General features: G+C 65.9%; 20 protein-coding genes and 1 other RNA gene. 8 read left to right on the top strand and 13 right to left on the bottom strand.

The genetic code is table 11. The annotated features are described in order from the left end of the window. Positions 1-19: 19 nt before the first annotated feature. Complete coding sequence (locus tag WKW79_RS26040; protein ID WP_340338124.1) at positions 20-1,630, top strand: transglycosylase SLT domain-containing protein; 1,611 nt, start codon at positions 20-22, stop codon at positions 1,628-1,630. 79 nt (positions 1,631-1,709) lie between these two features. Here WKW79_RS26040 and WKW79_RS26045 read toward each other — a convergent pair whose 3' ends face one another. The 7 genes from WKW79_RS26045 to dnaX all read right to left on the bottom strand — a co-directional run bounded on the left by WKW79_RS26045 (position 1,710) and on the right by dnaX (position 8,685). After that, positions 1,710-2,897 carry a low temperature requirement protein A gene (locus tag WKW79_RS26045; protein WP_340338125.1) on the bottom strand — a complete coding sequence of 396 codons (1,188 nt, stop codon included), beginning with the start codon at positions 2,895-2,897 and terminating at the stop codon, positions 1,710-1,712. 20 nt (positions 2,898-2,917) lie between these two features. Further along, positions 2,918-3,742 (bottom strand): ABC transporter permease, encoded by an 825-nt coding sequence (locus WKW79_RS26050; protein WP_340338126.1) that lies wholly within the window; start codon positions 3,740-3,742, stop codon positions 2,918-2,920. A gap of 1 nt (position 3,743) precedes the next feature. Continuing rightward, positions 3,744-4,559: an ABC transporter ATP-binding protein gene (locus WKW79_RS26055; RefSeq protein WP_340338127.1), complete on the bottom strand. Its 816-nt coding sequence runs from the start codon at positions 4,557-4,559 to the stop codon at positions 3,744-3,746. An 80-nt stretch (positions 4,560-4,639) separates the two neighbouring features. Further along, positions 4,640-5,674, bottom strand: coding sequence for an ABC transporter substrate-binding protein (locus WKW79_RS26060; protein ID WP_340338128.1), 1,035 nt, complete (start codon positions 5,672-5,674; stop codon positions 4,640-4,642). A gap of 173 nt (positions 5,675-5,847) precedes the next feature. Beyond that, on the bottom strand, positions 5,848-6,438 hold the full coding sequence (gene recR / locus WKW79_RS26065; protein ID WP_340338129.1) for a recombination mediator RecR: 591 nt from the start codon (positions 6,436-6,438) through the stop codon (positions 5,848-5,850). A 36-nt stretch (positions 6,439-6,474) separates the two neighbouring features. Next, complete coding sequence (locus WKW79_RS26070; RefSeq protein ID WP_213959265.1) at positions 6,475-6,807, bottom strand: YbaB/EbfC family nucleoid-associated protein; 333 nt, start codon at positions 6,805-6,807, stop codon at positions 6,475-6,477. Positions 6,808-6,870: 63 nt separating this feature from the next. Then, positions 6,871-8,685, bottom strand: a complete 1,815-nt coding sequence (dnaX, locus tag WKW79_RS26075) for a DNA polymerase III subunit gamma/tau (protein WP_340338130.1) — start codon at positions 8,683-8,685, stop codon at positions 6,871-6,873. 118 nt (positions 8,686-8,803) lie between these two features. Between dnaX and WKW79_RS26080 the strand changes: the two genes are divergently transcribed. Both WKW79_RS26080 and ffs read left to right on the top strand, forming a co-directional pair. Beyond that, on the top strand, positions 8,804-9,916 hold the full coding sequence (locus WKW79_RS26080) for a M12 family metallopeptidase (protein ID WP_340338131.1): 1,113 nt from the start codon (positions 8,804-8,806) through the stop codon (positions 9,914-9,916). Positions 9,917-9,940: 24 nt separating this feature from the next. Then, positions 9,941-10,037, top strand: an RNA gene (gene ffs, locus WKW79_RS26085) — signal recognition particle sRNA small type. Here the strand turns inward: ffs and WKW79_RS26090 are convergent. After that, entirely contained in the window at positions 10,033-10,356 is a 324-nt protein-coding gene (locus WKW79_RS26090) for a hypothetical protein (protein ID WP_340338132.1), read from the bottom strand. The genes ffs and WKW79_RS26090 overlap by 5 nt on opposite strands. Before the next feature lie 83 nt (positions 10,357-10,439). Then, positions 10,440-11,681, bottom strand: a complete 1,242-nt coding sequence (locus WKW79_RS26095) for a TIGR03862 family flavoprotein (protein WP_340338133.1) — start codon at positions 11,679-11,681, stop codon at positions 10,440-10,442. A gap of 184 nt (positions 11,682-11,865) precedes the next feature. On the opposite strand from WKW79_RS26095, the gene trxA reads away from it, so the two are divergent. Together trxA and rho are read left to right on the top strand one after the other, a co-directional pair. After that, on the top strand, positions 11,866-12,198 hold the full coding sequence (trxA, locus tag WKW79_RS26100; protein ID WP_213959260.1) for a thioredoxin TrxA: 333 nt from the start codon (positions 11,866-11,868) through the stop codon (positions 12,196-12,198). Between the two features lie 179 nt (positions 12,199-12,377). Continuing rightward, entirely contained in the window at positions 12,378-13,643 is a 1,266-nt protein-coding gene (gene rho, locus WKW79_RS26105; protein ID WP_340338134.1) for a transcription termination factor Rho, read from the top strand. A 115-nt stretch (positions 13,644-13,758) separates the two neighbouring features. Here rho and WKW79_RS26110 read toward each other — a convergent pair whose 3' ends face one another. Continuing rightward, a complete protein-coding gene (locus tag WKW79_RS26110; protein WP_340338135.1) occupies positions 13,759-14,817 on the bottom strand; it encodes an oxidoreductase in 1,059 nt (352 codons plus the stop codon). Positions 14,818-14,929: 112 nt separating this feature from the next. Here WKW79_RS26110 and WKW79_RS26115 point away from each other — a divergent pair, with 112 nt between their 5' ends. From WKW79_RS26115 to WKW79_RS26125, 3 genes are all read left to right on the top strand, one after another. Then, the gene (locus WKW79_RS26115; RefSeq protein ID WP_340338136.1) at positions 14,930-15,196 is read left to right on the top strand and encodes a type B 50S ribosomal protein L31; all 267 of its coding nucleotides are present in this window, start codon (positions 14,930-14,932) and stop codon (positions 15,194-15,196) included. 79 nt (positions 15,197-15,275) lie between these two features. Next, entirely contained in the window at positions 15,276-17,012 is a 1,737-nt protein-coding gene (locus WKW79_RS26120; protein ID WP_340338137.1) for a hypothetical protein, read from the top strand. Beyond that, positions 17,009-18,385, top strand: coding sequence for an MATE family efflux transporter (locus WKW79_RS26125; RefSeq protein ID WP_340338138.1), 1,377 nt, complete (start codon positions 17,009-17,011; stop codon positions 18,383-18,385). The genes WKW79_RS26120 and WKW79_RS26125 overlap by 4 nt, the downstream gene beginning before the upstream one ends. Here WKW79_RS26125 and phoR read toward each other — a convergent pair. From phoR to phoU, 3 genes are all read right to left on the bottom strand, one after another. Beyond that, complete coding sequence (gene phoR, locus WKW79_RS26130) at positions 18,348-19,682, bottom strand: phosphate regulon sensor histidine kinase PhoR (protein ID WP_340338139.1); 1,335 nt, start codon at positions 19,680-19,682, stop codon at positions 18,348-18,350. The two genes, WKW79_RS26125 and phoR, sit on opposite strands and share 38 nt — an antisense overlap. Before the next feature lie 58 nt (positions 19,683-19,740). Continuing rightward, entirely contained in the window at positions 19,741-20,433 is a 693-nt protein-coding gene (gene phoB / locus WKW79_RS26135) for a phosphate regulon transcriptional regulator PhoB (protein ID WP_340338140.1), read from the bottom strand. Between the two features lie 129 nt (positions 20,434-20,562). Then, complete coding sequence (gene phoU, locus WKW79_RS26140; protein WP_340338141.1) at positions 20,563-21,264, bottom strand: phosphate signaling complex protein PhoU; 702 nt, start codon at positions 21,262-21,264, stop codon at positions 20,563-20,565. Positions 21,265-21,271 lie beyond the last annotated feature (7 nt).

A 21,271-nucleotide genomic window follows, 5' to 3' on the forward strand; every position in this document is an offset into this window, starting at 1 on the left:
CATGGACATCCGACTTCCGATGAAATTCCTGTTAGCCGCCTGCGTTGCAGGCACCCTGCTGCTCGTCGGTTGCGCGACCGGCACCGCGCCAACCGGCAAATCCACCAGCCCCTCCAACACCAGCGCGACCCCGGTCTACCCGACCGCCCCGCTCACGCCCATCGCCACCGGCCAGGCCAGCGCCCTCAACGTCGTGCCATTGGCGCCCCCCACCGACATGTGGGACCGCATCCGCCGCGGCTTCAAGATGCAGAACCTCGAGAACGACGCCGTTCACGAACGCGAGCAGTGGTATGCGAGCCGGCCAGACTACATCCAGCGCATGACCGAGCGCTCGAACAAGTACATCTTCTACATCGTGGAGGAACTCGAGCGCCGCGACATGCCCACCGAGCTGGCCCTGCTGCCGTACATTGAAAGCGCCTTCAACCCGCAGGCCGTGTCCAGTGCACGCGCCGCCGGCATGTGGCAGTTCATGCCGGCCACCGGCACCGACTACTCACTCAAGCAGAACATCTTCCGCGACGACCGCCGCGACGTGCTCGCCTCGACCCGCGCCGCGCTCGACTACCTGCAGAAGCTCTACAACATGTTCGGCGACTGGCAACTCGCGCTGGCCGCCTACAACTGGGGTGAAGGCAGCGTGGGCCGGGCCATCGCCAAGAACCAGAAGCTGGGGTTGCCCACCACCTACAGCGACCTGAATATGCCGGCGGAGACGCGCCTCTACGTGCCCAAGCTGCAGGCCGTGAAGAACATCGTGGCCAACCCGCAGGCCTTCAACACCGACCTGCCGGTGATCCCCAACCACCCCTACTTCCAGACCGTGACGCTGACGCGCGACCTGGACGTGGCATTGGCCGCCAAGCTCGCTGACGTGCGCATCGAGGATTTCCGCGCGCTGAATCCCGCCGCGCACAAGCCGATCATCCTGGCCGCCGGCACGCCGCAGATCCTGCTGCCCTGGGACAACGCCGCCGTCTTCACGCGCAACTTCGAGGCCTACACGCAAGGCCAGTACGCCAGTTGGACCGCATGGACCGTCGAGAACACCATGACGGTTGCCGACGCGGCCCAGCGCACCGGCATGAGCGAGTCGGACTTGCGTGCGGTCAACAACATCCCGCCACGCATGCTGATCAAGGCCGGCTCCACGCTGATCGTGCCGCGCACGGCCAAGGTGCAGGAAGACGTGGCCGCCGTGGTCGCCGACACCGGCCACCTGAGCTTCCAGCCGGAGATCGTGACGCGCCGCACCACGGTCCGCGCCGGCCGCAACGACACGCCTGCCAGCATCGCCAGCCGCTACCGCACCACTGCGGCCAACGTGGCCGACTGGAACGACGTGCGGACCAGCCACAAGTTCCCGCGTGGGGCCAGCGTCGTGGTCTATGTGCAGGTTCGCGCCATGGCAGCCTCCCGGGTCGGCAGCGGCGCGGCGCCGGTACGCGTCACATCGCAGCGCAGCGGGGGCCCGGTCAGGGTGTCGGTGCCAAGCAAGCAGGTGGTGCAGGTTTCGAGCAAGACCTCGACGCGCAGTCCTGCAAAGCCGGCGGCCGCTCCGCGCGAGGCTGGCAAGCAGGCTGCCCGCGACAAGGTCGCCAGCACGCCGGCGAAGAAGAAGCACTAGGAAAGCCGCTCACGCGATAGCGGCAAAGCGCTTTGGACCAGTGGCGCAGCGTCCGCCCCGCCAGAGCGCGAACGAAAGGTCAGTGCGCGGCCCGTGCGCGCGACCGCCGCCGCCACACGGACTCCAGCACCGCCACGGCCACCATCACGGCCGTGGTCATCGCACCCACTGTCGCCACCGACAGGTGCGATGCAAATGGCGCGATCAGCGCCAGCGCCAGCAGCCCACCGATGTGCGATTGCGGCGTGAAGCCATACACCACGCGCTTGAACAGCGCATTGCCGAACAGATAGATGGCCGGCCCGCCCAGCAAGGCGCCGAGGTACTTCCACTCGACGTGATGCTCGCCATGCCCGATGACCAGTTCATCGGCCACCGCCGAGACGATGATGCCCGCCACAAGCACCACGTGCGTGTAGTGGAACTTCGCGCCGATGCCGCCGGGATCGTCCGAATGCTCGATCACATGGGCCGCGTCCTTGCTGCTGGTGTCGAAGTACATCCACCACATCGCGATGCTGCCGAGGAAGGTCACGAGCAAGGTCAATACCGCCCCGACGGCCCATTCCTTCGCATGCCCGAAGGCCACGCCGCTTGCAAGCAACGACTCGCCCAGCGCCACGATCACGAACAACTGGCAGCGCTCCGCGAGATGGCCGCCGTCGATGGTCCAATCGGACGTGGCGGAGCGGCCAAGGCCCGGAAAACTGAAGCCCACCATCGGCGCCACGTATTCGCAGAGCACGCCCGCCGCCCAGAGCCCGAGTCGCAGGTTGCCATCGGCCAGCGCGCCCATGATCCACAGCGCCGCGGACACCGCGGTCCATGCCAGGATGCGCCGGAAATTGGGAACCAGCGCGTCCCCCTTGCCCAGCGCCAGCAGCACCCAGAGCGTGCGTCCGACCTGGATCGCCGCGTAGCACCCCGCGAACACCAGCGCCCGCTCGCCGAAGGCCTGCGGCAGCGCCGAAGCCATCACCAACGCCACCAGCATGATCCCGAACAGCACCAGCCGGATCGGCAATGCCGTCGGCTCGAACCAGTTGGTCACCCATGCCGTGTACTGCCAGCCCATCCAGACCGCGAACCAGAGCAGCAGCGTCTGCAGCGCACCGAGCAGCGTGAGATGGTCAAGCAGGTAGTGGGAAAGCTGCGTGACGGCAAAGACATAGACCAGGTCGAAGAAGAGCTCTTCGTTCGATACCCGCGCCGCCGCGTGGCGCGAACGCAGGAGCGCGGAAGCATGGTGTGCAGGCTTGTTGTTCAAAGAGACCTCCCTCGTGTCGACTACAGCTTCTCGGTCTCGCCGCTGCGCGGCTGCCACTTCATCAGGCGCCGCTCGATCACGCCGACGACCCCGTCGAGCACCAGCGCGAAGACGGTGAGCACAACGATACCCGCAAACACCGTGTTGACATCGAAGGTGCCCTCCGCCTGCAGGATCAGGTAGCCGACGCCGCGTGCCGACCCCAGGTACTCGCCCACCACGGCGCCTACGAAAGCCAGCCCGACGGAGGTATGCAGGCTGGAGAACACCCAGCTCGTCGCGCTCGGCAGGTACACGGTGCGCAACAGTTGCCGCTGGTTGGCGCCGAGCATGCGCGCATTGGCCAGGATCACCGGACTCACCTCCCGCACGCCCTGGTACACGTTGAAGAACACGATGAAGAAGACCAGCGTGACGGCCAGCGCGACCTTGCTCCAGATACCCAGGCCGAACCACAGCGAGAAGATCGGCGCGAGGATCACGCGCGGCATCGAGTTGGCCGCCTTGATGTAGGGGTCGAGGATCAGGCTGGCCGTGGGCGCCAGCGCGAGCCACAGCCCGCAGGCCAGCCCCACCGCCGTCCCTATCGCAAAGGCCAGCAGCGTCTCGACCAGCGTCGTGCCAAGGTGCCGGTACACGTCTGCATTGCCCTTCAGTCCATCCGGATAGAACGCATTGGCGGGCACGTCGAAGGGCAGGAACCAGCTCCAGATGCGCCCCGCCACCTGGATCGGCTCGCCCACGAAGAAAGCGAACTGCTGGTTGCGCGAGGCGATGTGCCACACGACCAGGATGAGGACCAGCAGCGCCAACTGCCAGACGCGCGCATTGCGTTCGTTCAGCATGTCAGGCTGCCTTTTTCAACTGTTGCGCATAGCCCTTGAGCACCTCGTCGCGCAGCACGTTCCAGATCTGCGTGTGCAGTTCGACGAAGCGCGCATCGGTGCGCACCTCGGCCACGTCACGCGGGCGCGGCAGGTCGATGCTGAACTCGCCAATCGGATGCGTCGCCGGGCCCGCCGAGAGCACCACCACGCGATCGCTCATCGCGATGGCCTCGTCGAGGTCGTGCGTGATGAAGAGCACCGCCTTCTTCTTCGCGGCCCAGAGCTCGAGCACCTCGTTCTCCATGAGCTGGCGGGTCTGCACGTCGAGCGCGCTGAAGGGTTCGTCCATCAGGATGATGTCCGGGTCCAGTGCCAGCGTCTGCGCCAGCGCCGCGCGCTTGCGCATGCCACCGGACAGTTGATGCGGATAGCGATCGCCAAAGCCCGACAGGCCCACGCGCGCCAGCCAGGCCTCGCCCTGCGTCCGCGCATCCGCATCCGGCACGCCGCGGTACTGCAGGCCCACCATGACGTTGTCGAGCGTGCTGCGCCACGGCATCAAGGCTTCGCTTTGGAACATGTAGCCGGCGCGGCGATTGATTCCCACCAGCGACTCGCCAAAGACCTTGATCGTGCCCGACGACGGCTCCAGCAACCCCGCCCCCACATTGAGCAATGTCGACTTGCCGCAGCCCGTCGGCCCGACCACCGACACGAATTCACCGGCCCGGATGCGAAGCGTCGTATCGGCGACGGCGGTGTAGCGTTGGGAGAGATCGTCCTTCGAGCGAAAGGTACAGGTGATGTCCAGGAGTTCGAGTGCGTAGTCAGACATGAATTGGGGATGCGTCGTTGTTGTTGTTCAGGTCCAAACAAAAAACCCGGCCGGAGCCGGGTCATGATGCGCTTGGCGTTTCAAGCCTTGAACTTGTCCTTGGCCCGCTTGGCGAAATCATTGGTGTAGAGCTTGTCCACGTCGATTTTCTCGGGCTTGACCGTGTTGTCAAAGCTGCCGATGGCTGCCAGCGCCGTCTTCGGCCCTTCGGCGGGCACGAGGCCGTCGACGGCAATCGCCTCGCGCACCTTGTCGAACGACGCCAGGTACAGCGCGCGGTCACCCAGCAGGTAGGTTTCAGGCACCGTCTTGATGATGTCGCCAGGCCCGGCCGTCTGCAGCCACTTGAGGCCATGCACGATGGCGTTCGCCAGCGCCTGGCAGGTGTTCGGATTCTTCTGGATGAACTCGGAGGATGCATAGAGGCAGGCGGCCGGCATCGGCCCGCCGAACACCTCCTGCGTGCCCTTGAGCGTGCGAGTGTCACTGATGATCTTCACGTCGCCCTTCTGCTCGAGCATCGTCATCACCGGATCGGTGTTGCTGATGGCGTCGATCTGCCCCGCGCGCAGCGCCGTCAGTGCACCAGCCGCGACACCCACGCCGATGTAGCTCACGTCGGTCGCCTTGATGCCGCCGCGCGACAACACCAGGTTGGCCACCATGTTGGTCGACGACCCCGGTGCGGAGACACCGATCTTCTTGCCCTTGAGGTCCGCGATGGTCTTGTACGTCGGCATGTTCTTCGTCGACACGCCCATCGCGATCTGCGGCGCCCGGCCTTGCAGCACGAAGCACTGGAAGTACTGGCTCTTGGCCTGCAGGTTGATCGTGTGCTCGAACGCGCCCGAGCACACATCGGCCGAGCCGCCGACGACAGCCTGCAGCGCGCGCGAGCCACCCGCGAAGTCGGAGATCTCGACATCGAGGCCCTCGGCCTTGAAGTAGCCGAGCTGCTCGCTGATGGTCAAGGGCAGGTAGTAGAACGCGGCCTTGCCACCCACCGCGATCGATACCTTGGTCTTCTCGAGCTTGGCTTGCGCGTAGACGAAAGGCGCTGCGATCGCCGTGGCGCCGAGTGCAGCAACGGATGTGAAGGTTCGGCGATTGAGCATGGAAGCCGGCGCGAAAAGCCGTCGGTGCTGTGTGAAGTTGACCTGAGCTTAGGGAGCGACCCCACCACCTGCATCGGGGACATCCCGTGCGGGTTTCCACGTAAGAATGAAGTGCTCTGATCGCACCTCTAAATCAACGGGCCGTGCAGAAAAAAGCGCGGCCGCGGTGCGCCTCAGCGCCGGTCGACCAGCGCGTGCGCGATCGTCCCGAGATCGACGTATTCGAGCTCGCTGCCCGCTGGCACGCCACGCGCCAATCGCGTCACGATGAGGCCGCGCTGGCGCAGGGCCTCGCCGATCACATGGGCCGTGGCTTCGCCCTCGGCCGTGAAGTTGGTGGCAAGGATCACCTCCACCACATGGCCGTCGAGCGCGCGGTCGAACAGCTTCTGCAAGCCGATGTCCTTCGGCCCGATACCATCGAGCGGACTCAGCTTGCCCATCAACACGAAGTAGTAGCCGCGAAACGCGCCGGTGCGCTCCAGCGCGGCCTGGTCGGCCGGCGTCTCCACCACACACAGCTTGCTGGCGTCGCGTCGCGGATCACTGCACACATTGCAGATCGCCGCTTCAGTGAAGGTGTTGCAGCGGTCGCAGTGCCGCACCTGGCTGGCCGCCTGTTGCAATGCACGCGCCAACAGTTGCGTGCCTTCGCGGTCGTGCTGCAACAGGTGGAAGGCCATGCGCGACGCGGACTTGACGCCCACGCCAGGCAGGCGGCGCAACGCCTCGACCAGCGCGTCGAGCGAACTGGAATCAGCCATGGGCCTGCATGCGAGCAAGCCTGGGAGCGCACGACATCAGAAGGGCAGCTTCATGCCGGGCGGCAGGCCGGGCATGCCAGCGGAAAGCTTGCCCATCTTCTGCTCGCTGGTTTCCTCGGCCTTGCGCACAGCGGCGTTGAAGGCGGCGGCGACCAAGTCTTCCAGCATGTCCTTGTCATCGGCCAGCAGGCTGGGATCGATGGTGATGCGCTTGACGTCGTGCTTGCAGGTCATGACGACCTTCACGAGGCCCGCGCCGGATTCGCCTTCGACCTCGATGGTGGCCAGTTCTTCCTGCGCCTTCTTGAGGTTCTCCTGCATCGCCTGCGCCTGCTTCATGAGGCCGGCAAGTTGTCCTTTGTTGAACATGGGTTTGATCCTGAATGGTTGAAAAAATGGGATGAATGCTAAACCGCCGCGAAGCGCGGGGCGTCAGGCCGGCCGGAGCGTCCCCGGCACGATGCGGGCATCGAAGTCGCGCATCATGCTCTGCACGAACGGGTCGTTGTGGATGACTTCTTCCGCCGCCCGCTGCCGCGCCTCGGCGGCCAGCTTGTTGCGGCGCGCCGGGCTGTCGACCACGTTGCCGATCTCCACGGCGAGCTTGATGTCATGGCCGAGCGTGGCCAGCGCCACCTGGAGCTTCTCGCGGCTGGCCCCCTGGTTGAGCGATTCGCGCTCCACACGCAGCAACCATTGGTCCACGTCGCGCGCCACCAGTTGCGACTGCAATGCCAGTTCTCGCGTGAGTGCGCCAATGGTCTCGGCCACGACAAGTTGCATGACCGTGTCGTGCCAGAAGTCGCCATCCTCGCTGGTCACGAGCGGCGTGCCGAAGGCTTTTTCACTCGCCATGTCGCGTGCGCCCGGGGGCGGCTGGACGCGGACCTGCATGGCGACGACGGCCGGCGCCGGCTGCACCGCATCCACGGTCGCGGCGCCCTGCCGCGGTTGCACCAGCGCGGGCGGTTCGACCACCGGGAGGCGATGACCCGGTGGCACCGAGACGACCGGAGCCACCGGCGCAGGGATGGCCGGAGGCGCATCGGGCACGAGAACGGCTGCCTGGACGGACGCGGCAACACGCCGCTCCACCGGCAAGACGGGCCGAACCGGTTCATTCAGAGTTTTTTTTTCCCCGGAAGGCTTGAATGCCAGCAAGCGCAGCAACACCATCGTGAGCGCGGCGTACTCGTCGGGCGCCAGGCCCAGTTCGCCCCGGCCATGCAGGCACAGGCTGTAGAGCAATTGAGTCTCATCCGGCGGCATGGCGGCGGCGAGGCGCGCCGTCTCGGCCGCATCCGGGTCGGCGCCGTCGGCCAGTTCTGCCCGCGCGGGCACGGCTTGCAATACCGCCATGGCCTGCAGGACAGTGGTCATCTCTTCGAGCGTCGAAGCAGCCGAGAGACCATCGCGCCGCAAGGTCTCGGAGGTCTCGACCACTGTCTTGCCATCACCCGCCGCGAGCGCATCGATGAGCCTGAACACATGCCCGCGATCGACCGTGCCGAGCATCTGCCGCACACCGGCCTCGACCAGCGTGCCGTTGCCAAAGGCGATGGCCTGGTCGGTGAGGGATAGCGCATCGCGCATCGATCCGCGCGCCGCACGCGCCAGCAAGCGAAGCGCCTGCACATCGGCCGGCACCTGCTCGGTTTGCAGCACCTGCGTCAGGTGCTCCAGCACGGTCTCTGGCGCCATCGGCCGGAGGTTGAACTGCAGGCAGCGCGACAGGACCGTGACCGGCACCTTCTGCGGATCGGTGGTCGCGAGCACGAACTTGAGGTACTCGGGCGGCTCCTCCAGCGTCTTCAGCATCGCGTTGAAGGCCGTATTGGTGAGCATGTGCACTTCGTCGATCATGAAGACCTTGAAGCGCCCCTGCACCGGCTTGTAGACCGCCTGCTCCAGCAGCGACTGCACCTCGTCGACGCCGCGGTTGGAGGCCGCATCGAGCTCGGTGTAGTCGACGAAGCGTCCTGAATCGATGTCCTTGCAAGCCTGGCAGACACCGCACGGCGTGGCCGTGATGCCGCCCTGCCCGTCCGGGCCCTGGCAGTTGAGCGACTTGGCCAGGATCCGCGACACGGTGGTCTTGCCGACGCCGCGCGTTCCGGTGAACAGGTAGGCGTGGTGCAGGCGCTGGGTGGTCAGCGCATTCGACAGGGCCTGCACGACATGCTCCTGCCCCACCATCTCCTCGAAGTTCCGGGGACGGTATTTGCGGGCGAGCACGAGATAGGACATCGGCGCATTTTAGGGGTCGGCCATGTGCCGCTATGGCGCGGGATGTATGCCGTTATGCAGTTGTAAACCCCAACACGGGTCACTACCATGAAAGACCCGCAAGAGGAGGAGACACGCCATGGCTACTGCCCCCAGCACCAAGCGCAGCGCGAAGTCCACCAAGGCCGCCGCGGCGGAAACGCGCCCACGCTACTGCGCGCAACCCGTGCAGACCCCGCGCACCTTCGACAGCAGTGTTCCGGCCGGGCGCGCCTCTGCCATATTGAGCGCAAGCAAGAAATGGGTGAACGGCACCACGATCACCTACTACTGCTTTCGCAAGGGCGACGCGGTGCCATCCGCCTGGTTCGGCGTCGCCAGCGACATCGCAGCCGTCGACAGCGCGTTCGCGACCTGGGCCAGGCTCGGCCTCGGCATCACCTTCAAGAAGGTCGACCATGCCGCCGACGCAATGGTCCGCATCGGCTTCGACCAGAACGATGGTTCCTGGTCCTACGTGGGCCGCGATGTGCTCAACACGCGGGACCCGGCCGAGCGCACCCTCAACTACGGCTGGCCCTTGACCACGCCGTATGGCGGCGACACCGCCCTGCACGAGATCGGCCACACGCTGGGCCTCGAGCATGAACACCAGAATCCGAATGCCGGCATCACCTGGAACCGCCAGGCTGTGCTCGATTACTTCCGGGGGCCTCCGAACTCCTGGCCGGACGACCAGATCGACTGGAACATCCTGCGCAAGATCCCCGTAGCCGAAGTCAAGGGCACCACCTGGGACCCCGACTCGGTCATGGAATACCAGTTCGAGGCCGGGCTGATCCAGGCGCCCGCCAAGTACTCGACCGGCCTGACACCCAAGGGAGGCCTCTCTCCGGCCGACAAGAGCTGGGTGGTGGAGTCCTACCCTGGCGCCAAGGCGCCCGCCGTGCCCCAACTCAAGGTGGGCCTGTCGCAATTGCTGAAACTCAAGGCCGGTGAAACACGCGTGTTCGAGTTCGCGCCGACACGCACCCGCACCTACAACGTCGGCACCTTCGGCACCTCGGACACCGTGCTGGTGCTCTTCGAGGTCACGCCCACGGGCAACGTGCAGATCGCAGGCAACGACGACAGCGGCACCGACCTGAATGCGCACGTGAGCATGCGGCTGCAGAAGGGGCGCAAGTACCAGGTCGGGGTGCGGCTCTACTACGCAGACGCGGCTTTGGAGACCTCGTTGATGGTCTGGTGAAATCCGTCATCTACAATGGCGGCTGACGGGCCTCCCCGCATGGTGAAGCGGCCAACCGGGTCAGGTGGGGAACCAAGCAGCCCTAACTGTGGAGTCAGTGCCGGGGGTAAGGCTCGTCAACCTCTTTTCGATGGCTGCCAAGGGCAGTCGTTGCCATCCGGGCCACTCGTCGCGAGCCCATTCAGCAGAGCCTCCAGCCACCGTTCCAGCATCTTGGCGGAGTGCTCCATCATCGCCACCGAGAACTCGCCCAGCACGAAGCCTTCGTAGCCAAGTGTGGTGATCGGAAAGTTGTGGCCCAGCGCGGTGGCTGCATCGTGGATGCACTCGGCAATGGAATAAAGGCCCTCCCGGGCGTAGATCGCATTGCCGCTCCCGGTGCTGACGCTGTAATTGAAATAGCTCTCGCGGATCTTCTCGATCTCTACTTTTGGCCTCATCGGCACCCCCTGAATTTCTCAGGGGATTGTCGTCTGCCGTCTCCGATATTGCATATCAGCCAAAGGTAGTCACTTGTGATGCATTACGCCCAGCGCAAGGCCGCTTGGGCGGCCGCCGCACCACTGGCCATGCTGAGCGTGAGCAAGTACCCGCCCGTGGGCGCCTCCCAGTCCAGCATTTCCCCGGCGCAGAACACGCCCGGCAGCGCCGTCACCATGAGGTTCGCATCGAGCGCATCGAAGCGCACGCCGCCAGCCGTACTGATGGCCTCGTCGACGGGACGCGCGGCCCGCACGCGCAAGGGCAGCGCCTTGATGGCCTCGGCCAGACGCTGCGGTTGGTGCATTTCCTCGCGCGTCAATTGCTCATGCAACAGTCCCGACTTGATGCCGTCCAGGCCGAGCCGGCTCTTCAAATGGCTCGACAGCGACCGGGCACCTCGCGGGTGATTGACGGCGGCCAGGACCTGCGCAGCCGTACGATCCGGCAGCAAGTCGATGTGGCAGGTTGCGCCCTCGCCGCCCGCCGCGTCGATCTCGTCGCGAAGCAGCGCCGAGGCTGCGTACACCAGGCTGCCTTCGATACCGGTCGCGGTCGCCACGAACTCGCCCTTGCGCGCGAATGAGCGCCCTCGCCTGTCGGTGAAGGACAAGGCCACCGACTTGAAGGGATGACCAGCGAAGCGTTCCGCGAAGTGCGCGCTCCAGCCCACGTCGAAGCCGCAGTTGGCGGGCTGCAGCGGTGCCATCGGTACGTCGCGCGCCTGCAGCCACGGCCACCAGGCACCATCGGAACCGAGCCGCGCCCAGCTCGCGCCGCCCAGTGCCAGCACCACCGCATCGGGGTTGGCACGCTGCTCGCCTTGCGGGGTGGCGAAGCGCAAGGCGGTCGGCGGCGTCGAAGCGCCTTCCCATCCGAGCCAGCGATGGCGCATGTGGAACTGGACGCCCGCTGCGCGCAAGCGGTGCAGCCATGCGCGCAAGAGCGGCGCGGCTTTCATGTCTTTCGGAAACACGCGGCCAGAGCTGCCGACGAAGGTCTCGATGCCAAGGCCGTGTGCCCAGTCCTGCACCTGCTGCGGCCCGAAGGCCTCGAGCATCGGCCGTACCTGCGCCTGGCGCTCGCCGAAGCGGGTCGCGAAGACGTCGAACGGCTCCGAATGCGTGAGATTGAGCCCACCGCGCCCGGCCAGCAGGAACTTGCGGCCGACCGACGGCATGGCGTCGTACACATGCACCAGCGCGCCGGCCGCGCTGAGGATTTCAGCGGCCATCAGGCCCGCGGGGCCGCCTCCGACAACGGCAAGGGTCTTCTTCTGGGTCATTCGATTCGGTGGATGCGACAACATGCGCCAAAAGCCGGTGGTCCGCACCGGATTCTCAAGGGGTCGTCAGGGGGGAAATCTATGGCAGCGATAGCGCCTGCCCTCGGCACGGCATATCTTGGTTTCTGTCACAATGACCCGCACTTTAGCGGCACTACTGCTCACCGCACCCAAAGGACAAGACATGGCAAGCGACCTCATCAAACACATCTCCGATTCCTCCTTCGAAGCCGACGTGCTGCAGGCCGGCAAGCCCGTGCTGGTGGACTACTGGGCCGAATGGTGCGGCCCTTGCAAGATGATCGCGCCGATCCTCGACGAAGTCTCGAGCACCTATGAAGGCAAGCTCCAGGTCGCCAAGATGAACGTCGACGAGAACCGCGACATCCCCGCCAAGTTCGGCATCCGTGGCATTCCGACGCTGATGCTGTTCAAGGATGGCCAGTTGGCCGCGACCAAGGTCGGCGCCATGAGCAAGGCCCAATTGACCGCCTTCATCGACCAGCAACTGGCCTGATCTAATACGGAGGTCTACGCGCAAGGCGTAGGCCTCCAGATTTGCTGCATAATCGGCAGCAGATCACCGGCACGCCACAAGCGCCCCGGTTCGAGTTCCCCGGTTTGTGCGGCACCTCTCGCCTCACAGTTCAAACCTCCCCCCGTTTTTCAGTCGCTACCCCGCAGAGGGGTCATTCAATGCACTTAAACGAACTCAAGGCACTCCACGTGTCTGAAGTCCTCAAGCAGGCCGAAGCGCTTGAGATCGAAAACACCGGCCGCATGCGCAAGCAGGAATTGATGTTCGCCATCATCAAGAAGCGCGCGAAGGCCGGCGAACAGGTCTTTGCCGATGGCGTCCTGGAAATCCTGCCGGACGGCTTCGGCTTCCTGCGCAGCCCCGACACCAGCTTCACAGCCAGCACCGACGACATCTACATCAGCCCGAGCCAGGTGCGCCGTTTCAACCTGCACACCGGTGACATGGTCGAAGGCGAAGTCCGCACGCCCAAGGACGGCGAGCGCTACTTCGCGCTGACCAAGCTCGACAAGGTCAACGACGGCGTGCCGGAGCAGAACAAGCACAAGGTGATGTTCGAGAACCTGACGCCGCTGTTCCCCAAGGAGCAGATGAAGCTCGAGCGCGACGGCATCAAGAGCGACGAGAACATCACCGGCCGCATCATCGACATCATCGCCCCCATCGGCAAGGGCCAGCGCGCCCTGCTCGTGGCGCCGCCCAAGAGCGGCAAGACGGTGATGATGCAGCACATCGCCCATGCGATCAGCGCCAACTACCCCGACGTCCACATGATGGTCCTGCTCGTCGACGAGCGGCCGGAAGAAGTGACCGAAATGCAGCGCACGGTGAAGGGCGAGGTCATTGCCTCGACCTTCGACGAGCCCGCAGCGCGCCACGTGCACGTCGCCGAAATGGTGATCGAGCGCGCCAAGCGCCTGGTCGAACTGAAGAAGGACGTGGTGATCCTGCTGGACTCGATCACCCGCCTGGCCCGTGCCTACAACAACGTCGTTCCCTCGTCGGGCAAGGTGCTGACGGGCGGCGTGGACTCCAACGCCCTGCAACGCCCCAAGCGCTTCCTGGGCGCCGCGCGCAATGTGGAAGAAGGCGGTTCGCTGACCATCATCGGCACCGCGCTGGTCGATACCGGCAGCCGCATGGACGAAGTGATCTTCGAAGAGTTCAAGGGCACCGGCAACAGCGAAATCCACCTGGACCGCCGCCTCTATGAAAAGCGCGTGTTCCCCTCGATCCAGCTGAACCGCAGCGGCACGCGCCGCGAAGAACTGCTGCTCGCCCCCGAGATCCTGCAGAAGACCCGCATCCTGCGCCAGCTCATGTACAACATGGACGAGATCGAGTCGATGGAGCTGATGCTCAAGAACATGAAGGCGACCAAGACCAATGTCGAGTTCTTCGACATGATGCGCCGCGGCGGGTAGAAGGCGCGAATCTTTCTACTGCGGCCACCGATCTCGCTACGAAATCTTCACGCCTTCTACTTCCGTTGCCGGCTCCGAAAGAGCGCGTTGCCCCTTCAAGGGCAACGCGCTTTTTTCATGGTGCGAGGGCGCGGCCTTCCTTGGCGCTTTGGGTGCCGAGGTCCAGCAACTCCATCATGGCGACAGCCTGCTCGGGCGGTACGGGGTTCGGGCCGACGCCGAGGATCGCATCACGCACGGCGGCGTAGTAGTCGACATAGTTGCCGCGGCGATTGGGCCATTCGATGGTTTGCACCCAGTCGCCGACCGCATGCACCTTGAGTTCGCCGACCAAGGGGTCGACGCCCCAGTTTTCACCGCCCGGGCGCTCGCCGGCCTTCAACGCGTCCTCCTGCACGTCGACGCCATGCTTCAAATAGCTGCCCCGCGTGCCGTGCAGGATGTAGCGCGGCGCGGCATGCGCGGCCAGGGTGCTTGCGTGCAGCACCACGCGCAACGGGGCGTGCGGGCCGGATTCGTAGCGCAGCAACGCGTGGAAATGGTCGTTGACTTGCGCCCCATCGCGCAGGACCGCAGTGTCAAGCTGCAGGGTGTCGGGCTTGCCGAACAATTGCACCGCCTGGTCGACCAGATGCGCCCCCAGATCCACCCAGACGCCCGCGCCGGGCACGTCCTGCTCGCGCCAGCGCGCTTTCACCTCCGGGCGGAATCGGTCGAAATGCGATTCGAAATACACCAGGCGACCCAGCTTGCCGCTGGCGATGACGTCGCGCAGAGTCAGGAAATCGGCGTCGAAGCGCCGGTTCTGATACACCGCGAGCACCCTGCCCTGTTGACGGGCCAGGTCCGCCAAGGCGCGCGCCTCGGCCGCATTCAGCGTGAACGGCTTGTCCACCACCACGTGCTTGCCGGCCTCCAACGCGGCCTTGGCCACCGGGAAATGCATTTCGTTGGGTGTCGCGACGACGACCAGGTCGATGTCCGGCAGCGCCAGCAAACCGGCCATGTCCGGCACGACGGCGGCGCCGGGCCAGTCCGCCTGCGCCTTGGCGGCCTGGGAGCTCATGATGGCGCCCAGCGCCAGGCCGGGCACGGCGGACAGCACGGGCGCATGAAAGGTCTGGCCGGCAAATCCGTAGCCGACAAGGCCGGCGCGCAGTGTTCTGGTGGTCATGGAAGGGCTGTGTTTGCCTGCAAAACCCCAGTATGCGATAATCGAAGGCTCCGCGAAAAGTGCGGCCGGGAAATCGCCTGGCGTGGCTCTCGCATCGACCAAAGGAAAGACCATGAAAGCAGGCATCCACCCGAATTACCGCGAAGTTCTGTTCGTCGACATGTCGAACGGCTTCAAGTTCGTGACCCGTTCGTGCGCGAACACCAAGGAAACGGGCACCACCGACGACGGCCGCGAACTGCCGCTGTTCAAGCTGGACACCACCAGCGAATCGCACCCGTTCTACACCGGCACGCAAAAGTCGGTCGACAACATGGGCGGTCGCGTCGAGAAGTTCCGCAATCGCTTCGGCAAGACCACCGGCGCCGCTTCCAAGTAAGCTTGCCGCTCCAGGTCCAGGCAGCCCGGTTTACCGCGCTGCCTTTTTTTTCGTTTCAGACCCCCATCACGCCCTTCCGTTGAGCCAGCCGACGCCCGCCATCGTTGCCCAGGCCGCAGTGCGCCGCTTGCCGCGTGTCGCGCTGATCCTGCTTTGCGCTGCCTACCTGATGCCGGGACTGGTCGGTCGCGGGCCGTGGAAGAGCGCGGACGTCGCGGCCTTCGGCTACATGACGGAACTGGCGCGCAGCACCGAGGGCATCGCGCGCTGGTTCGACCCGCTGCTGTTCGGCCTGCGGCCGGAGACGCCCGCCCTGCTGCCCTACTGGATCGGCGCCTGGGCGATCAAGCTGGCGCCGGCATGGATCAATCCCGACCTGGCGGTGCGCTTCGTCTTCGCGCTGATGTTGTGGGGCACCTTCACGGCGACCTGGTACGCCGTCTACTACCTGGCCCGAACACCACAGGCCCAGCCCGTCGCGTTTGCCTTCGGCGGCGAGGCCCGGCCCACGGACTATGCCCGCGCCATTGCCGACGGCGCCCTGCTGGCGCTGCTGGCCACGCTGGGACTGCTGCAACTCGGCCACGAGACCACGCCGGCGCTGGCGCAGCTGTTCTTCACGTCCAGCCTGTTCTACGGCATGGCGGCGCTGCCGTACCGCCCGGCCGGTGCATTGGCGGCACTGACATTGGGGGGCATCGGCATGTCGCTCAGCGGGGCGCCGGCGCTCGCGCTCATGCTCTGCGGCGGCTGCGTGGTGTTCCTTGCCTGGGATCGGAAGCGAAGCCGCTCGGCCGATGAAGCCGATTCGGGCGTCGAAGGCCGGCCCTACCCGCTCTATGCCTTGCTGGCGGTGCTGGTCGTCGGGACGGTGGGCGGCGGACTGGCCGCATCCTACGGGCTGTTTCGCTGGCACATCGACCTGCCGGGCGCGGGGGACGCCTCGCTGGCCAAGGACCTTCGCAGCCTGGCCAAGCTGCTGCTGTGGTTTCCCTGGCCTGCGTGGCCACTGACCGCCTGGACGCTGTGGCGCTGGCGCCGGCAACTCACGGCGCGCCACGTGATCCTGCCCCTGTGGTTCGTGCTGGTGCCGCTGGCGGCCACGATCACGACCGATTTCTCGGACCGCTCGCTGCTTCTGTCGCTGCCGGCCTTTGCCACGCTGGCCGCCTTCGCGCTGCCGACCTTCCGCCGCAGCGTGGCGGCGCTGCTCGACTGGCTGACGCTGCTCACCTTCACGACCTCGGCGATCTTCATCTGGCTCTACTGGATCTCGCTTCAGACCGGGATTCCGCCCAAGCCGGCGGCCAATGTGGCTCGGCTGGCACCGGGCTTCGTGCCTTCCTTTTCCGCCACGGCCTTCGTCTTCGCGCTGGCGGCCACGGTGGCCTGGTTCTGGCTGGTGCGCTGGCGCACGGGGCGCCATCGGGCGGCTCTGTGGAAGACGCTGGTGCTGCCGGCCGGCGGCACCGCGCTGTGCTGGATGCTGGTGATGACGCTGTGGCTGCCGGTGCTCGACTACGCACGCAGCTATGCGCCGCAGGTGCAGCTGATCGCGCAGCGCGTGGGCAATGCGCCTTGCATCTCGGAACTCGGCTTGCAGCGTGCTCAGATGGCGGCGCTGCTGCACCATGGCCACTATGAATTGCGGCCGCTCACCGGGACGCACGACTGCCGCTGGCTGCTGGTCAATCCGGACGTGATCGCCCGCCTGCACAACGTCATCGACCTGAACCTGTGGCGCTTCGACGGGACGCTGCGCCGTCCCGCCAGCGACACCGACGACCTGCTGCTCTACCAGCGCATCGCGCCGTGACCGCCCCAGTGCGGAACAGCGAATGGCGCGTGATCGCGCGCCATGCCGGCACGGTGCTCGTCGGGCAACTGGCGGTGATGGCCTTCGGCGTCTGCGACACCATCGTCGCGGGCCGCTATGACGAAGGCGCGCTGGCGGCGCTGGCGGTTGGTTCGGCGATCTTCATCAGCGTGTACGTGTCGCTCATGGGCGTGCTGCAGGCGCTGCTGCCGGTGTGGGCCGAACTGCATGGCGGGCAGCGCACGGCGGAGGTCGGCCGATCGGTGCGGCAATCGCTTTACCTCTGCGGGCTGGCGGTCGTGCTGGGCATGGCGATCATGCTGAATCCGGACGCGCTGATGCGCTGGACCGGCGTGCCGGATGCGATGCAGCAGGAGGTGGGCCGCTACCTGTTCGTGCTGGCCTTCGGCTTGCCGCCGGCGCTGCTGTTCCGGCTGTTCGGCACGCTGAACCAGAGTCTCGGCAAGCCGCAACTGGTGACGTGGCTGCAAGCGGCTTCGCTGGTGTTGAAGGTGCCGTTGTCGGTGTGGCTCTGCTTTGGCGGCGCGGGGATGCCGGCGCTGGGTCTGGTTGGCTGCGGCTGGGCCACGCTGATCGTCAACTGGAGCATGCTGCTGTGCGCGATGTGGCTGCTGCGGAATGCAAGCTTCTACCGCGAGTACAACTTCTGGCAGAAGCTGGAGCCGCCGGACTGGCGGCAGTTGGGCCAGTTCCTGCGGCTGGGCGGCCCGGCCGGCCTCGCGGTGCTGGTGGAGATCACTTCCTACACCTTGATGGCGCTGTTCATCGCCCGGCTGGGGACGGCGGCCGCCGCGGCGCACCAGATTGCGTCGAACCTGGTGGGCGTGGCCTACATGGTGCCGATGTCGCTCTCCATCGCGACCAGTGCGCGCGTGAGTTTCTGGCTGGGCGCGGGCGATCCGCTGCTGGCCCGGCGCGCGTGCCGCAAGGGATTCACCTTGATGATCGGGATGGGGCTGTTGCTCGGCTTGCTGATGGTGCTGCTGCGCGGCTGGCTGGGCGGCGTCTATTCGGGCGATGCGAAGGTCGCGGCGCTGGCCGCCGTGCTGTTGTGTGCGGCTTCGGCCTATCACATGGCCGACGCGGTCCAGACCATGTGCGTGTACGTGCTGCGCTGCTATCGCGTGACCGTCGCGCCGCTGGTCATCTACTGCGCGCTGCTGTGGGGCGTGGGGCTGGGTGGCAGCTACCTGCTGGCCTATCGCGGGCTGGGTCCGTGGGAGGCCATGCAATCGCCGCTGGCCTACTGGTTGATGAGCGCGGCGGCGCTGTGGCTCACCGCCCTGCTGTTCGTCTTCTTGCTTTGGCGCGCGATCAAGCCGCCACGGCGCGCGCAGCCCGTACCCGGCTGAGCGAGAACAGCAGCGCGAAGCGCGAGCCTTGGCCCGGCGTGCTTTCGATGCGCAACTCCGCACCGTGGCGCTGTGCGATGTGCTTGACGATGGCCAGGCCCAGCCCGGTGCCACCGGTCTCCCGCGAACGGCTGCGGTCGACGCGATAGAAGCGCTCGGTAAGGCGCGGGATGTGCTCGGCCGCGATGCCTGGGCCGCTGTCGCGCACGGCGTATTCACCCCGGCCGTCTGGCAACAGTTTCCAGGTCACGGTGATCTCGCCACCGCCGGGTGTGTAGCGGATCGCATTGCTCAACAGGTTGGACATTGCGCTCTGCAACTCGGTGGATGCGCCAGAAATCTCGGAATCCGCGTCGACCGAGAAGCTCAGCTTGTGGCCTTGCGGCGCCAGCCGGCCCGACAGGCCGCGGGCCTCATCCTCGCACTGCGCGAGCAATGAGCGCACGCGCGTCCACTGGTTCGACGGCGGCGCGGCGCTGCCTTCAAGCTTCGACAGCGTCAGCAGGTCGTTGACCAGCATCTCCATGCGCTGCGATTGCTGGCCCATCAGTCGCAGGTAGCGAGCGCGCTCCTCGGCATCCAGCGGCAGGTTCTGCAGCGTCTCGATGAATCCGGCCAGCACGGTGAGCGGCGTGCGGATCTCGTGCGAGACGTTGGCGACAAAATCGCGCCGCATGGTTTCGGCCTGCTCCAGGGCGGTGATGTCACGCGTCAGCAGCATGCGGCGATTGCCGGCGTACGGATGCACCTGCACCGAAAGGCGCAACGGGTGGCCGCCACGCAGTCCCTTGTGCGCGGGCGCATCGATCAGCACCTGCCGGCTGTAGTTCCACGATGCGAGGTAGGCGACGAAGGCCGGGTCGCGCACCAGGTTCGCCAAGTGTTGCAGCAGGTCGCGCTCGGCATCGATGCCGAACTGCGCCGCCGCCGTCTGGTTGCACCATTCGATGCGGCCTTGCTCGTCGAGCAGCACCACGCCGTTGGGCGAGGCCTGTATGGCGGCTAGGAATTCCTGCAAGCGATCCTGGGCTTGTTGCGTCTGCTTTTCGCGCTCGCGCAACAGCTTGCGGATGCGCTCCGACAACTCGCCCCAGACGCCCGGGCCGCGCGTCGGCAGGTTGGCCACGTCGGAGCGCAACAGGCGCAGGAGCCGGTCCGCGCGCCATGCATCGAGCACCAGCCAGAGCACGACGCCGCACCATGCGCCCGCGGCGGCAAGATGCCACCCGAACAGCCCCCAGGCGATTGCCGCTCCCAGGGCGGACGCGATCAGGAACGTGGCAATTCGAAAGAGCATGGCGGGGGATTGTCCGCGCCAGGCACGGCGGGGGAAACCTGGGTCACTGGGGGCCTGTTCAGGCGGTGATCTGGGTGGTCAGCCGGTATCCGGCGCCTCTCACGGTTTCGACCATGGCGGCAGCGGCACCGAGCGATTCGCGCAGGCGCTTGACGTGCACGTCGACCGTGCGTTCCTCGATATAGACGTGGTCGCCCCAGACCTTGTCGAGCAGTTGCGAGCGGCTGTGCACGCGCTCGGCGTGCTGCATTAGGAAGGCCAGCAGCTTGAACTCGGTGGGGCCGACCTTGAGCGCCTGTGTCTGCCAGGTGACGCGGTGCGTGGAGGTGTCGAGCACGAGGTCGCCGATCTCGACGCGCTCGGTCACCGTCTCCGGCGCGCGGCGGCGCAGCACCGCGCGAATGCGCGCAAGCATCTCCTGCGTGGAGAAGGGCTTGGTGATGTAGTCGTCGGCGCCGGCGTCGAGGCCCGCGACCTTGTCGGGCTCGTCGCCGCGGGCGGTGAGCATGAGGATCGGGATGGCCTTGGTGCGCGGGTCCTTGCGCCACTGGCGCGCCAGCACCAGGCCGCTCTGGCCGGGCAGCATCCAGTCGAGCAGGATCAGGTCGGGCAGGCCCGCATCGATCTCGCGCTGCGCCGCCATGCCGTCTTCCGCCCACAGCGGTTCGAAGCCGTTGTGGCGCAGGTTGACGGCGATCAGTTCGGCGATCGAGGATTCGTCTTCGACGATGAGGACTTTGGGCTTCTTCATAACTCCGAGGTATCCAGTACCAACAACTCCTTCGTGAAACACCGCGGAACCGTCTTTGCCGGGCCGCTGGTGTTGCCCCCGGCGAGGGGACGAGAGCGCGCACGCGGGGCGCGCGACCTGGGGGAAAGCCTATTGAAGTGCCGACTCGATCTCTTCCATCGAAGTGTGCCGCACATCTTCACCCTTGACGATGTAGATGATGAATTCCGCGATGTTCTTGGAATGGTCGCCGATGCGTTCGATTGCCTTGGCCAGGAACAGCAGGTCGAGGCTGGCGGAGATGGTGCGGGGGTCTTCCATCATGTAGGTGACCAGCTTGCGCACGAAGCCGTCGAACTCCTGGTCGATCAGGTCGTCTTCCTTGAGGATCGAGACAGCCGCGGCAGTGTCCAGGCGCGCGAAGGCGTCGAGCGCCTTGCGCAGCAGGCCCGAGGCCAGGTCGGCGGCGATGCGGATCTCGGTCGACGGCAGCGTGCGGGCCGAGCCGCTTTCGATGATCGACTTGACCATGCGCGCGATCTTGTTGGCTTCGTCGCCCACGCGCTCCAGGTTGGCGGTGGTCTTGGAGATCGCGATCAGCAGGCGCAGGTCGCGCGCGGTCGGCTGGCGGCGCGCGATGATGGACGAGAGGTCGCGATCGATCTCCATCTCCATCGTGTTGACGCGGTGCTCGGTTTCCATCACGCGATCAGCGGCGTCGGCATCGAACTGCGACAGCGCATAGACGGCCTTGTGGATCTGCGACTCGACCATGCCGCCGAGCTCCATCACGCGCGACGAGACGCCGTTGAGTTCGCTGTCGAACTGGCTTGAAAGGTGCTTTTCAGTCATGTGGTTT

Source organism: Variovorax robiniae (assembly GCF_037889955.1).
GTDB classification, from domain to species: domain Bacteria; phylum Pseudomonadota; class Gammaproteobacteria; order Burkholderiales; family Burkholderiaceae_C; genus Variovorax; species Variovorax robiniae.

Bases quoted from the DNA above. Each gene is read 5' to 3' on its own strand.
- recR (WP_340338129.1), bottom strand. From the start codon at position 6,438: ATGGCTGATTCCAGTTCGCTCGACGCGCTGGTCGAGGCGTTGCGCCGC.
- trxA (WP_213959260.1), top strand. From the start codon at position 11,866: ATGGCAAGCGACCTCATCAAACACATCTCCGATTCCTCCTTCGAAGCC.
- WKW79_RS26090 (WP_340338132.1), bottom strand. From the start codon at position 10,356: ATGAGGCCAAAAGTAGAGATCGAGAAGATCCGCGAGAGCTATTTCAAT.
- WKW79_RS26110 (WP_340338135.1), bottom strand. From the start codon at position 14,817: ATGACCACCAGAACACTGCGCGCCGGCCTTGTCGGCTACGGATTTGCC.
- WKW79_RS26115 (WP_340338136.1), top strand. From the start codon at position 14,930: ATGAAAGCAGGCATCCACCCGAATTACCGCGAAGTTCTGTTCGTCGAC.
- WKW79_RS26080 (WP_340338131.1), top strand. From the start codon at position 8,804: ATGGCTACTGCCCCCAGCACCAAGCGCAGCGCGAAGTCCACCAAGGCC.
- WKW79_RS26070 (WP_213959265.1), bottom strand. From the start codon at position 6,807: ATGTTCAACAAAGGACAACTTGCCGGCCTCATGAAGCAGGCGCAGGCG.
- WKW79_RS26050 (WP_340338126.1), bottom strand. From the start codon at position 3,742: ATGCTGAACGAACGCAATGCGCGCGTCTGGCAGTTGGCGCTGCTGGTC.
- WKW79_RS26055 (WP_340338127.1), bottom strand. From the start codon at position 4,559: ATGTCTGACTACGCACTCGAACTCCTGGACATCACCTGTACCTTTCGC.
- WKW79_RS26095 (WP_340338133.1), bottom strand. From the start codon at position 11,681: ATGACCCAGAAGAAGACCCTTGCCGTTGTCGGAGGCGGCCCCGCGGGC.
- phoB (WP_340338140.1), bottom strand. From the start codon at position 20,433: ATGAAGAAGCCCAAAGTCCTCATCGTCGAAGACGAATCCTCGATCGCC.
- dnaX (WP_340338130.1), bottom strand. From the start codon at position 8,685: ATGTCCTATCTCGTGCTCGCCCGCAAATACCGTCCCCGGAACTTCGAG.
- phoU (WP_340338141.1), bottom strand. From the start codon at position 21,264: ATGACTGAAAAGCACCTTTCAAGCCAGTTCGACAGCGAACTCAACGGC.
- phoR (WP_340338139.1), bottom strand. From the start codon at position 19,682: ATGCTCTTTCGAATTGCCACGTTCCTGATCGCGTCCGCCCTGGGAGCG.
- WKW79_RS26060 (WP_340338128.1), bottom strand. From the start codon at position 5,674: ATGCTCAATCGCCGAACCTTCACATCCGTTGCTGCACTCGGCGCCACG.
- rho (WP_340338134.1), top strand. From the start codon at position 12,378: ATGCACTTAAACGAACTCAAGGCACTCCACGTGTCTGAAGTCCTCAAG.
- WKW79_RS26040 (WP_340338124.1), top strand. From the start codon at position 20: ATGAAATTCCTGTTAGCCGCCTGCGTTGCAGGCACCCTGCTGCTCGTC.